Here is a 12257-nt window from a genome sequence, read left to right on the forward strand (position 1 = left end):
CGTGCGGAACAAGCCGCGCGAACGCGGCATCCTCACCCGAGATACCCACTGCCCAGGGGTGCACCCAACGCGGCAGATGTGTCGCAGGCGTGGGGCCCACTTGGATGTACCGAGGTAGCGATCACTCTGCTGATCTGGGGTTTTTGCGCTGGTTGGCAGTGAAGCGCGCTTTCTTCTGACGATTCCCGCACGTGTTCATGTCACACCATTTGCGGGTGCGGCTTTGGCTGGTGTCGAAGAAGGCGGCTTGGCAGGTTGGTGATGCGCACAAGGCCAACCTTCCGTCTCGTTCGCCTGCGATGATGCTGATCGCGTCGGCGGCGATCACGCCGAGGGCATCTTCCACGCAGGAAGCCGAGCTGAGATGCCATCGCCGCTTACCCTCGGGCGTCAGGACAGCCGCGGCCCGACCCTGAGCGCTGAAGTCATTGATGACTTGGACAGCAGACGCAGGGAGAGCGTCCTGGAGCGCGGTCGCTGTCGCGGCGGCGTGAATCGACTCCCTCAGTTCCCGGGCGAGGTCGAGCTGGGCGGTGGTGCAGGAGTCCACGGCGAGGCCGTTCACTGCCAGCCAGTCGACGAGTCGGTGCGGCGCGGGAATGCGCTCCACAGCATCGCCGTGACGCTCCGACAGAGTCCCCGTGAAGCTGGTCGCCAGCACGTTGCCGAGGCGGAAGTCAGGGAACCCAGTACGCATGGAACCACCTTAGCTGGTTGCGCGTCGGCAAGGAGGCTTGGTAGAACCGTCTTAGCCGGTTCTCGATAGGTCGTAGCCGGTTCCGCGACGGTCAGGAGGTCCTCATGCCCCGCCCATCCAGCGACGTGCAGGCATTCGAAGCCCACGCAACCGACGCTGACCTCGACGATCTGCGCGCGCGACTGGCCGCGGCGCGACTACCGGAGGCCGAGACGGTGTATCGCGCCGCGCCCGACCCTCGCCGATGGGAACAGGGCGTTCCTCTCGCCGACCTCGTCGATGTCGTGAACTACTGGCGCACCGGGTACAACTGGCGGTCGTTCGAAGAGCGCCTTAACCGCATCGGCCAGTTCCGCACGACCATTGATGATCTGGGAATCCACTTCCTGCACCGCCGATCCGCGCGCGCAGACGCCACTCCTCTGATCTTGACGCACGGCTGGCCGGACAGCATTGCTCGGTTCATCGATGTAGTGGACGAGCTGGCAGATCCGAAGGATGCGGACGCACCGGCGTTCCACGTCGTGGTCCCGTCGCTACCAGGCTTTGGTTACAGCGACAGGCCGGCCACCACCGGGTGGGGAACCGAAAAGATCGCGGCCTCATGGGTGGAACTGATGGGAAGGCTCGGCTACAGCAAGTTCGCAGCCCACGGCGGCGACTGGGGAGGCAATATCACCACGGTCCTCGGCGGCAGGTTCCCGGCGCACGTTCTCGGCATCCACACAACGTTCGCGGAGGGACCGCCCGGGTTGACAACGGACGGGCTGACGGCGGTCGAGCGCAAGTGGGCCGAGGAAACCCGCGATTTCTGGCGCCACCGCGCGGCGTACGCGAAGCAGCAGGCGACCCGACCGCAGACCATCGGCTACTCGCTCGTCGACTCACCGGTCGGGCTACTTGCCTGGATCCTTGACAAGTTCGCCGAGTGGTCAGACACCGAAGACAGCCCGTTCGAGAGGATTTCCAGAGACCGCGTTCTCGACGATGTCACCCTGTATTGGCTGACGCGGACCGGCGCATCGGCGGCCCGCATTTACTACGAAAGCCACAACTCGCTGGACCCCGAACTTCGAGTCGACGTCCCGTCAGCAATCACTGCGTATCCCCGTGACGTCGAGAAGTGTCCGCGCCCCTGGGCACAGGAGCGGTACCGACAGATCGTCCGATGGGCGACACCCGAAATCGGGGGACATTTCCCGTCGCTGGAGGTTCCCGAGCACTTCGTCAAAGATCTGCAAGAGGGCCTCGCGGCAGTGCTGGCCGCTAATCGGTGAACGCGGGGGCACCGCTGGGGGCGGCGCCGTGTGCCGCCCCCAGCGTCCGACGGAGGAGGCGAGAGATGAACGACGGAATAGCCTGGATCGCCAGCGGCGACATTTCCTGGCTCGGGTACTGGCATAACGCTGGCACGCGGCGTGGAGCCTGAGGAACTGGTCACCCGCCTCGCGGGAGATTCGCCCGCCGTCTCTCTGGGCCAGTACGCCGGGCCTGAACTGGACAGCTATCTCGACCAGCGGGATCGGGATCGAGGTACGTGCGACAGCATCGCCGTGCGGCACGGCGCCATCGGAGACCTGGCATTCGCGGTAGCGGACGGCAATTGGCCAGGGCAGATGGGCCCGGGATACACCGACGGCCTGTCGAGGGACGGGGATTGCGCGGATCGGCATCTGCGCGTGAACATGGCAGCCGCCGAGCTGACGATTCGGCGCAGCCGGACGTCGTCGGCACCTACCCAAGGCGGGTGTTCGGCGCAGAAGGCTCGTAGTCGTTCCTCAGCGGCGTCGAGGCAGCTGGGCTGGACCGGTGGTAGAAGCCCAGGTGCCGCTCGGCGGCCTCCGCCCAGGTGTGGCGGGCGGCCAGGTGCCGGCCCGCCTTCCGCCGGTCGGGGTCGGCTTTGGCGAGCGCCTGCTCGAGTGCGGCGGCCAGCCCCTGGGGAGCGTCCGCGAACAGGGCGGCGGGACCGAACACTTCGCGCAGGACCGGCAGATCGCGGACCACAAGCGGCACTCCGGCGGCGAGCGCCTCCATCGCCGCCAGCCCGAAGCCTTCCTTGACCGAAGGGAAGGCGAAGACTTCGGCGGCGGCGACGAGCGGGGGAAGTTCCTCCTCCCCCACGGGCCCGAGGACGACGGGCTCCACGCCCAGTTCGACGGCCCGCGCCTCCCAACCCGCCCTGTAGTCGCGGTAGTCGAAGAGCGTCTCGCCGCCGGCGATCACGAGGCGTACGTCCGGCTGCCGGATGCGCAGGAGTGCGTACGCCTCCAGCAGGTCGAGCGAGCCCTTGCGGGGTTCGATGCCTCCGACGGTGAGGACGTACCGGCCGAGACGCTCACGCCAGGCGGCGCGGGCGACCGGGTCGGTGGTCGCGAAGCGCTCGTAGGCCACGCCGTTGGGGATGACGGCCGGCTTGATGCCCCAGCCGGCCGTCAGTTCGTCCGCGACCGCCCGCGAGACGCAGAGGTGCGCGTACGGCTCGACGATGGCTCGCTCGTGGCAGTCGGCCAGTTCGGGCGTGGTGAAGTGGTCGATGTGGTGGACCGTGCGGATGCAGCGGCCGTCCACGGCGTTGGCGCTGATGCAGTCCTGGGCGTGGACGATGTCGTAAGGGGACGGGTCGAAGGCTGCGCGCAAGGTCGCGATGGAGCGCAGGATGCGTTCCCCTACGGTCTCCTCCGCGGGGCCGTCGGGGAAGGGCACGATCCGTACGCGCACGGCCGGGTCGACGGGCCGGAAGAAGCCGGCGTCGCCACCCCGGCCCAGCGACCAGACCGTGACGTCCTCTCCGGCGGCGGCGAGTGCCTCGGCGAGGGCGAGGGTGTGGACGACGCCGCCGCGCGGCTTGGTGGAGTAGCTGAGCAGGGCGATCTTCACCGCGTGGCCTCCCGGTAGGCGGCGGGCCTGCGCTCGTCGAGGTGGCGCAGGACGCGGCGGGCGCGGTCGATCTCCTCGGACACGTCGAGCTCGGCGACGGCCAGGCCCGCCTTGGCCCAGGTGCGGGCAAGGATGTCGCCGCCGGGGCCGACGACCTTGGACTGGCCGAGGAAGCGCATTCCGCCCATCGCGCCGGTCTGGTTGGAGGAGGCGAGGACGACCTGGTTCTCGGCGGCGCGGGCCTGGTCGTACAGGTCGAAGAGCTTGGCCTGGCGGTCCTGGGCCATGCGCGGGGCGCGGTTGGTGATGCTGGTGGGCCAGGCGGAGAGGCAGGCGAGGATCTCGGCGCCGTCCAGGGCGAGGGAGCGGGCGGACTCCGGGAAGGTCTTGTCGTAGTCGATGAGCATGCCGATCCGGCCGACCGGGGTGTCGAAGGCGTCGAAGCGGTCGCCGGGCGCGTACGCGGCGACCTCGCCGGCCGGGAGATGGACCTTGCGGTGGCGGCCGAGGACTCCGTCGCCGCTGACGCAGACGGCGGCGTTGTAGTGCTCGTCGCCGCCGTCCTCGCAGTAGCCGACGCACACCACCATCTCGGCGGCCAGACGGGCGACTTGGAGGATCAGCGGGTCGTCCGGCTTGAGGGCCGGGGGCAGTGCCTCGGGGTCCGGGTGGCGCAGGTCGGCGAGGTATCCGCCGAGCGCGGCGTCGGGCAGCACGAGTAGTCCGGCGCCCGCGCCCCGGGCATCGTCGACGATCTTGGCGATGCGGGCGAGATCGAACTCCAGGTCGCGGCCGAAGTGGGCGGCGGCGGCCGCGATCCGGATCGTGCTCATGCGTTGACTGCTCCTGCGTGCGTGTAGGTCTCCGGGCGCCGGTCGCGGAGGTGCCCCATCGAGCGGCGGGCGGTCTCCAGCGCCTGGGCGACATCGAGTTCGGCGATCGCCAGACCGGCTTCGACACCGGTGTCGGCGAGGATCTCGCCACCGGGGTCGACGACCTTGGCGCTGCCGACGAAGCGTAGCGACCCGAAGGTACCGGCCTGGTTGGCGGAGATCCACACGATCTGGTTCTCCAGGGCGCGGGCCCGGTCGAAGAGGTCGAACCGGCGCTTCCAGCGGTCGCCCTCAAGATCGGTCACGGCATTGGTTCGTGAGCCGGGCCAAGCCGAGACGACCACGCCGATCTCGGCGCCGTCCAGGGCGAGCGCCCGGGCGGACTCGGGGAACGCCTTGTCGTAGCAGATCATCATGCCGATCCGGCCGACCGGAGTGTCGAAGGCGTGGAAACGGTCACCGGATGCGTAACTGGCGTCCTCGCTGAGCGGCTGGTGGACCTTGCGGTGGTTGCCGAGGACTCCGTCGCCGTTGACGCAGACCACGCTGTTGTAGCGGGCGCCGCCGTCGGCCTCGCAGTAGCCCGCGACAACGGTCATCTCGCCCGCGAGCGCGGCAAGACGGCGGATCTCGGGGCCGTCCAGGGCGAGTGCGGGAGGGCCCTCGTCCAGTTCGCTGTCGTCGTCGAGGCTGAGCAGGTATCCGCCCAGGCAGGCCTCCGGCAGGGCGAGCAGCCGTACGCCCTGGTCGCGGGCCTCCTTGACGATCCGTTCGGCGATCCCGAAGTCCTCTTCGAGGTCCCGGCCGAACTCGGCGGCGACTGCCGCCATACGCAGCGTGCTCATGCGGTCCCCATCCCGGTCACCGTGGAGGTGACCGCTTCGGTGATCTCTCCGTCGGGCCAGCGCAGCCCGACGCCTTGTCCGTCTGCCAACTCCCCGCACACGGCGCCCGTCGCCGGCCCGGCGGGCAGGGGCGGCGCGTCCGGCGCGTCGGTGGTGAGCATCGCGAAGCCGGGGAAACACGTGAACCAGTCGCCGGTTGTCGCGCTACCGGGCCGGGGTACGGCGGCCACGTCGAGGACGGCCCGGCAGCCGCTCGCCTCCGCGAGCATGCCGAGCGTCCCGGCGATCCCCGCCATCGACACGTCCTTGGCGGCGGCGGGCCGTGCGGCGGCCACGGCGCCGATCATGCCGCGCAGTTCATCGGAACGGCGGTGGGTGGTTGAGTCCCACTGGCGGCCTCGGTAGCCCGGGCGCCAGCTGCCGCCGAGGTCGGCGGTGAGCCGCACCGCGTGGCCGGGTCGTCCTCCGCCGCCCGGGACCGGACGGTCCGTGCGGCCGAGGGCGGTCACCGACAGCGCGGCGGGTACGCCGAGTTGGGTGTGCCCGCCGAGGACCGGGATGTCGTACGCCTGTGCCGCATGTCCCAGTCCCGCGAGGATCCGGCCGGCGTGTGCGGCGTCCTTCGCGCCCACCGCGTCGAGCAGGCCGACCGGTGAAGCGCCCATCGCCGCCAGGTCGTTGACGTTGACGAGGACGGAGCACCAGCCCGCCCACTCCGGGTCGCGCTCGACCATCGACGGCACGATCGCGTCACAGGCGGCGATCACATCCGTACCGGGCACCGGTGCACCGTCGTCGCCCACGAAGCCGGCGCCGCCGGGTCCGCCGGGTCCGCCGGGTCCGCCGGGTCCGCCGATGCTGCCAGGGACGGCCCGCGCCACCACACCCAGGGCCCCGCCGACCGGGTCCTGGCCGAGGGCGCGGGCCGCCGTTGGGGGGAGGGCCGCGAGGAGCGGCCCGAGGGGCGACTTGGTGGCCGCCACGAGATCGGTGATCCGGCCGATCGGCCACCGCATCAGCACATGCGGCGCGTCCGCCACCGTCGTCCGCCGCACCGAGCGCCAGCCCAGCCGCTTGAAGAGGGCCTCGTTGCGGGCCTGGACCGTCGCCTCGAAGCGCAGCACGCCCTCGGTCTCGGCCCGCGCGCAGGCTGCCCGGACGAGTGCGCCGCCGATGCCGTGCGGGCCGCGGGCGCCCGGGGCGACGACGAGCCGGCCGCCGGCCCACCAGCCGATGTCGGGGCCATCGGCGACAGGACCGAGCCGTACGCCGCCGACGACGGTGCCCTCGTGGTCCTTGGCGACCAGCACGAGCGTACGAGGGTCGGCGTCCCGGTGGTCGAGGTCGTGGCCCGTGAACAGGCCCTGCTCCTGGACGAAGACGTCCCGGCGCAGTCGGTGATAGGCGGCCAACTCGGCTCTGTCAGCGGCCTGTTCGATGTGGAATACCGGACGGCGAGCGAGTGTGCTGCGGTCGCCGAGCAGCGCCAGGATGTCGACCGGCCTGTCCGCCATGGGCGGTGCCGCCGGGGATCCGTCGAGGTACACGGACATCATCCGCCCGCCGTCTTCAGCACGCTGCATGCCCCGCAGGCCGCGCAGCCGGCCCTCTGGTCGGCTCCGCTCATCCCGGCCGCGCGCAGCTTGGCCGCGACGCCCTCGGTGACGTACCGCAGCAGTTCCGCACTGGGAGGCTCGATCCCGTCCCGGGCTGCGAGGGTGCCGCCCATCGGGCGGAAGGGCACGACGAACGGGTACACCCCCCGGTCGATCAACTCCCCTGCCCCCGCAACGAGTTCATCGGGTTCCTCGCCGAGGCCGACGAGGAGGTAGGTGGATACCCGGTTGGGTCCGAAGACTCGTACGGCCTCGTCCCACGCGGCCTCGTACTCGGCCATCGGGACGCTCGACTTGCCGGGCATCCAGCGCCGGCGCACCTCGTCGTCGAGGGACTCGACATGGATGCCGATGGCGGTGGCTCCGGCGTCGTACAACTCCCGTATCCACACCAGGTCTCCGGGCGGTTCGCACTGCACCTGGATCGGTAGTCCGGGCACCGCTTGGAGGATGGCGCGGACGGAGCGTACGAGATTGCGGGCGCCCCGGTCGGGGCCGGTCGTCGTGCCGGTGGTCATGACCATCTGCCGGACGCCGTCCAACCGGACGGCCACCTCGGCGACTTCGGCAAGCTGGGCCGGAGTCTTGGCCGCCACCGTCGCGCCCGAGCGCAGGGACTCCTCGATCGTGCAGAAGCGGCATCGGTCGGCCTCGGCGTAGCGGATGCAGGTCTGGACGACGGTGGTGGCGAGGACGTCGGCGCCGTGCAGGCGGGCGATGTGCTCGTACGGGATGCCGTCGGCGGTCGTCAGGTCGTAGAACTTCGGGCGCTGTACGGCGGTCAGGCTCAGCCCGGTGTCGGTGAGTGTCCCGGCGTCGTCGCCGAGCCAGACGCGGCCGTCGCGTACGGAGTACGGGCTGTCGGGGTTGGTGGGCAGCGCGGCGTTGGCACCGTCGACGAGAACGTGTCCGTCGTCGCTCGGTCCCGCGCCGTCCGGGCGCCGCACTGGAGCCGGCGTGCGGACTCCGTGCAGGGCGAGTTCGGCGCGGGTCATGATCCGCACGTCCACCGCTGTGTTGGTGCCAACGCTCACGGCTTGCCCCTTACAGCTGGTAGGTCGAGTTGATGATGGCGCCCTTGCGCGCGTAATGGATCAGCGCGTCCTGGACGTCGAGGGGGTGGGTCGGGATGACGCCCTCGATCAGGTCCTCCTCACGGGCGCCGTGCAGGGACAGGCCGAAGCGGCAGCAGAAGACCTTCCCGCCCTCGGCGATGAACGTTTTGAGCTGGTTGTTGATGTTGTGCTCGCCGGGGAAGGCCGAGTTGCCGACGGTCGGGAAGCCGCGGGTGGCCAGGCAGTTCAGCGAACCCGGGCCGTAGAAGTAGATGGCGGTCTCGAAGCCCTTGCGCAGGGCGCGGGTGGCCTGGAGCACGGCGACGAAGGACACCGAGGACTCGTGGGCGATGCCGTGGACGAGGGTGAAGTACGTCTCGCCGTCCTCAGCCTTGTAGTCGGGGAAGACCTTGGTGGAGCCGTAGATGCTGGTGCCCTCGGGCAGGGACGGGTGGGGGATCTCGCTGAGGGACTTCTGCTCGATCTCGCTGAGTTCGACGGTCTCGGACATGGCTCTCTCCTTGAACGAGTTACTACGAGGCGGTGGTTGGGGACGGCAGGGTCAGTCGTGTCAGAGGTGTCAGTCGTAGAGCGCGGCGAACGTGTTCCTGAAGACGAGTTCGCCGAGTTCGCCGCCGCCGGTCGCTTCGGCGAGCCGGGCGTACTCGCCCGTGAAGTCGCCCCAGGGCTGGTCGCTGGCGAAGAGCACCCGGTCGTGGCCGATACCGCGGCGCTCGATCTCCTGGGCCAGCCAGCGCGGTGTGAAGCCGATGGCCCAGGAGAGGTCGGTGTAGACGCGCTTGCCGCCTTCGATCCAGTCGAAGAACCGCGAGCCGACAAGCTTGATGTGGCCGCTCATCCCGCCGCCGAAATGCACGAGATGGACCGGCACTTGGTCGGCGAACCAGTCGACGAGGTGGCCGACCTCGTCGATGTCGGAGGCCGCACCGGGCGACGTGTGGACGTGGACGACCAGGCCATGGCGGGCTGCCGCGGCGAAGATACGGTCCAGTTGAGGGCGGCAGGCCGGGTCCGTGGGGCGCCCGCCGAGCAGGAAGCTGAGCTTCAGCGCCTTCACGCCCCGTTCCCCGGCCAGGGCGAGCGCCTGCGCGGTGCGGTGCTCGTCCTCAGGGCGTGGGGAGACCCACAGGCCGGCCCGGATCCGGTCGTCGCTCTGGGCGGCCTCGATCGCCAACTCGTTGAAGGAGAAGGCGAGATCGGGGTCCGGGACGCCGTAGTTGGGGATGACCAGGGCGCGTTCGGTGCCCTCCGCGTCCAGGTCGGCGACGAGTTGCTTGACCGTGGCGCGGGCGGTGGTGTCGGGGTTGACCGGTGGGCCGCCATAGAAGGGGTACGCGGGCAGGACGCCGATGTGGCGGTGTGCGTCGTAGACCATGATCCGATACCTCCTTCAGCCGATCGGAAGCGCGGAGGCGAGTTCGCTGGGGGCGCCCGTGAGGGTGCCGCAGACGTCGGCCATGCGGCGGGAGGCGTCGATGTGGTTCGCGAGGAACTCGGCGTCCCGGCCCACCGCCTCGAAGCGTCCGGAGCCCCACGAGTGCTGCCACGGCAGGCCCAGGAAGTACAGGCCGGGCGTGCTGGTCGCGCCTCGCCAGTGCATGGGGTAGCCGCGGCCGTCGAAGACGGGTATCTCGATCCACCGGTGGTCGCGGGTGAACCCGGTGGACCAGACGACCGAGGTGACACCGGAGGCTTCCAGGTCCAGTGACGCCGCCTGCTCGGAGGGCTCCCACACCGGTATGTACCGGGGCTCCGCCGGGGCCTCGATCCCCTGCGCGGTGATGTGCGCGTCGATGCTGTCCTTGATGCCCTCGGCCACGGCGTCAGCCCGGTCGAGGTTGACCTTCAGGTCGTCGGCGAACTCCAGCCGCTCACCGTCGATGCCGGTCAGCCGGCCGTACAGCTGCATCCCGTCGCGGGCGAAGGCACGCAGATCGATGTCACGGCCACCGTCCCGCCCGGTCACGTAGTGGTTGACCCGCATCCGGACGGCACCGGCGTCATCGAACTCGTCGATGCTGCGGCCGTAGTAGCCCATGTCGTCGAGCCAGGCCACACAGTCCCGGCCCCGGTAGAAGCGGGCCACGCGGGGTGCGCTGCCGACGGCCAGATGGACCTGGCGTCCGGCGAGGTGCAGATCCTCGGCTATCTGGCAGCCGGACTGTCCGGTGCCGACCACCAGTACGCCGCCCTCGGGGAGTTGGTCCGCATTGCGGTAGCGGGAGGAGTGGAACTGCTCGACGCCGGCGGGCAGCCGCTCGGCCATCCGCGGGACGGACGGGGTGTGGTAGGGGCCGGTGGCCACCACCACTTGGTCGGCGGTGAAGTCGCCGTCCGATGTGGTCAGTTCGAAGACGCCGCTCGGGGATCGCCGCAGCCCGTCGACGGACACTCCCTCCGCCAGCGGGGGTTGGAAGAAAGCGACGTACTCCTCCAGGTACCTGATGATCTCGTCGCGGACCATGAAGCCGTCGGGGTCATCCCCCTGGTAGGGGAAACCGGGCAGCTTGCACTGCCAGTTGGGGGTCACCAGACAGAACGAGTCCCAGCGGCGCTCGCGCCACTCGTGGCCGACCCGGTTCCGCTCGACGACGACGTGCTCGACACCACGCTCGCGCAGACAGTAGCTGACCGACAGACCGGCCTGACCGCCGCCGACGACCGCCACCGGGTAGTGGACACCGGCCAGCCGCCGCGGGCTCACCGCGCACTCCCGTCAGCGTTGTGCAGGGCCTCGACCGTGACCTCGGCCCCGTCGAGGGAGGCGTACGCGGCCGCGGTCTCCTCGATCTGCGCCAGCTGGTCGGACGCCCCGGTGCACGCGAACCCGTACTTCTCGCGTACCCGGTCGCTCGCGATCCCGAGCGCCGTCCGGCTCCGTTCCACGAAGTCGCCGAGCTCGTACACGCCACCGGGGGTGAGGTAGTTCTCGACTACCGTGGAGGGTGAGTAACAACGCTGGGTCGCACCGTCGGGCCAGCGCACACGGAAATACAGCTCGGGCATGAAATCCTCCATGCGAGGCGCCGAGGTATCGGCACCTCGCCGCTGCTTGTGACGACCACTCCAGCCAGCGCGAATTACCCAACGAGGTCATCCGGAATAAAGCGGAGTTACAGAGTCCTCACGGTGGGTGCGGAATCGAGTACGCAGAGTTGCCTCAGAGGCAAATTGGGTACGCCGAATGCCGTGCTGCCACGGATAACGGAACTTGCCTGCTTACCTGGGAGACATCACGCCCATCGAAGGACAAGGAGTGTCCGTGCCCGAGCCGCAACCCGTCCCGCAGGCAGTACTGAGCCCGCTCACCAGCTCCGCCGTCTTTCTGATCGTGACGGTCGATCCCGACGGGGAGCAGGTCGTACGGGAATTGCTGACCGACCTCGCCGGTCTGGTGCGGTCCGTCGGTTTCCGGGTCCCGGAAGGTGCGCTGGCCTGTGTCACCGGCATCGGCTCCGACGCCTGGGACCGGCTGTTCGCCGGTCCGAGGCCGGCCGAGCTGCATCCCTTCCGGGAAGTGGCCGGCGCCCGGCACACCGCGCCCGCCACCCCGGGGGACCTGCTCTTCCACATCAGGGCCCGGCAGCCGGACCTGTGCTTCGAGCTGGCCACGCAGCTGATGGACCGGCTGCGCGGCAGCGTCACCGTCCAGGACGAGGTGTCCGGTTTCAAGTACTTCGACGAACGCGATCTCCTCGGCTTCGTCGACGGCACCGAAAACCCCACCGGACCCGCCGCGAACACCGCCGTCGTGATCGGTGCCGCCGATCCGGAACAGGACCCTGCCTTCATCGGCGGCAGCTACGTCGTCGTGCAGAAGTACCTGCACGACCTGCCGGCATGGAACGCCCTGCCGGTCGAGGCACAGGAACGCGCGGTCGGCCGCCGCAAGCTCTCCGACATCGAACTGCCCGACGACCTGAAGCCTGCCGACTCGCACGTAGCGCTCACCACGATCACCGACCCCGACGGCACCGAACGGCAGATCCTGCGCGACAACATGCCCTTCGGCGCGCCCGGGCGCGGCGAGTTCGGTACCTACTTCATTGGCTACTCCAGTACCCCGTCGGTCATCGAGCGCATGCTGGAGAACATGTTCATCGGCGATCCGCCGGGCAGCCACGACCGGCTGCTCGACTTCTCAGCGGCGGTCACCGGCACCCTGTTCCACGTACCCACCGCCGACTTTCTCGACGACCCGCCCGCAGCGCCGGAACCGACGGTCAGTGCCCAGGCCGCCGACGGATCCCCGGACATCGGCGACCTCAGGAGGAACACCCTCCGATGAACAATCTCCAGCACGGGTAGTGCTC

12 protein-coding genes are annotated in these 12257 nt (G+C 69.7%); 2 read left to right on the top strand and 10 right to left on the bottom strand.

From position 1 onward, the window contains the following. Window positions 1–121 precede the first annotated feature (121 nt). Window positions 122–697 carry an ABATE domain-containing protein gene (locus KCH87_RS31535; protein WP_210590156.1) on the bottom strand — a complete coding sequence of 192 codons (576 nt, stop codon included), beginning with the start codon at window positions 695–697 and terminating at the stop codon, window positions 122–124. Window positions 698–801: 104 nt separating this feature from the next. Here KCH87_RS31535 and KCH87_RS31540 point away from each other — a divergent pair, with 104 nt between their 5' ends. Then, window positions 802–1974 (top strand): epoxide hydrolase family protein, encoded by a 1173-nt coding sequence (locus KCH87_RS31540; RefSeq protein WP_210590158.1) that lies wholly within the window; start codon window positions 802–804, stop codon window positions 1972–1974. 457 nt (window positions 1975–2431) lie between these two features. Here the strand turns inward: KCH87_RS31540 and KCH87_RS31545 are convergent, their stop codons facing one another. From KCH87_RS31545 to KCH87_RS31585, 9 genes are all read right to left on the bottom strand, one after another. Next, the gene (locus KCH87_RS31545; protein WP_210590161.1) at window positions 2432–3574 is read right to left on the bottom strand and encodes an MSMEG_0565 family glycosyltransferase; all 1143 of its coding nucleotides are present in this window, start codon (window positions 3572–3574) and stop codon (window positions 2432–2434) included. Next, on the bottom strand, window positions 3571–4407 hold the full coding sequence (locus KCH87_RS31550) for a carbon-nitrogen hydrolase family protein (RefSeq protein ID WP_210590163.1): 837 nt from the start codon (window positions 4405–4407) through the stop codon (window positions 3571–3573). The genes KCH87_RS31545 and KCH87_RS31550 overlap by 4 nt, the downstream gene beginning before the upstream one ends. Then, window positions 4404–5252 carry a carbon-nitrogen hydrolase family protein gene (locus tag KCH87_RS31555; RefSeq protein WP_210590166.1) on the bottom strand — a complete coding sequence of 283 codons (849 nt, stop codon included), beginning with the start codon at window positions 5250–5252 and terminating at the stop codon, window positions 4404–4406. Before KCH87_RS31555 ends, KCH87_RS31550 begins: the two co-directional genes overlap by 4 nt. Beyond that, window positions 5249–6835, bottom strand: coding sequence for an MSMEG_0567/sll0787 family protein (locus KCH87_RS31560; protein WP_247197118.1), 1587 nt, complete (start codon window positions 6833–6835; stop codon window positions 5249–5251). Before KCH87_RS31560 ends, KCH87_RS31555 begins: the two co-directional genes overlap by 4 nt. Continuing rightward, the gene (locus tag KCH87_RS31565; protein WP_308298962.1) at window positions 6805–7902 is read right to left on the bottom strand and encodes an MSMEG_0568 family radical SAM protein; all 1098 of its coding nucleotides are present in this window, start codon (window positions 7900–7902) and stop codon (window positions 6805–6807) included. The genes KCH87_RS31560 and KCH87_RS31565 overlap by 31 nt, the downstream gene beginning before the upstream one ends. A 10-nt stretch (window positions 7903–7912) precedes the next feature. Continuing rightward, window positions 7913–8434 carry an MSMEG_0572/Sll0783 family nitrogen starvation response protein gene (locus KCH87_RS31570; RefSeq protein WP_210590169.1) on the bottom strand — a complete coding sequence of 174 codons (522 nt, stop codon included), beginning with the start codon at window positions 8432–8434 and terminating at the stop codon, window positions 7913–7915. Between the two features lie 69 nt (window positions 8435–8503). Next, a complete protein-coding gene (locus KCH87_RS31575; protein ID WP_210590170.1) occupies window positions 8504–9319 on the bottom strand; it encodes an amidohydrolase family protein in 816 nt (271 codons plus the stop codon). 15 nt (window positions 9320–9334) lie between these two features. Then, on the bottom strand, window positions 9335–10648 hold the full coding sequence (locus KCH87_RS31580; protein WP_210590173.1) for an MSMEG_0569 family flavin-dependent oxidoreductase: 1314 nt from the start codon (window positions 10646–10648) through the stop codon (window positions 9335–9337). Then, a complete protein-coding gene (locus KCH87_RS31585; RefSeq protein ID WP_210590175.1) occupies window positions 10645–10950 on the bottom strand; it encodes an MSMEG_0570 family nitrogen starvation response protein in 306 nt (101 codons plus the stop codon). Before KCH87_RS31585 ends, KCH87_RS31580 begins: the two co-directional genes overlap by 4 nt. A 250-nt stretch (window positions 10951–11200) precedes the next feature. Here KCH87_RS31585 and KCH87_RS31590 point away from each other — a divergent pair, with 250 nt between their 5' ends. After that, window positions 11201–12232, top strand: a complete 1032-nt coding sequence (locus KCH87_RS31590; RefSeq protein ID WP_210590178.1) for a Dyp-type peroxidase — start codon at window positions 11201–11203, stop codon at window positions 12230–12232. Window positions 12233–12257: the final 25 nt, after the last annotated feature.

Origin of the sequence: Streptomyces sp. GESEQ-35, assembly GCF_017948485.1 — a bacterium.
Lineage (GTDB): Bacteria > Actinomycetota > Actinomycetes > Streptomycetales > Streptomycetaceae > Streptomyces.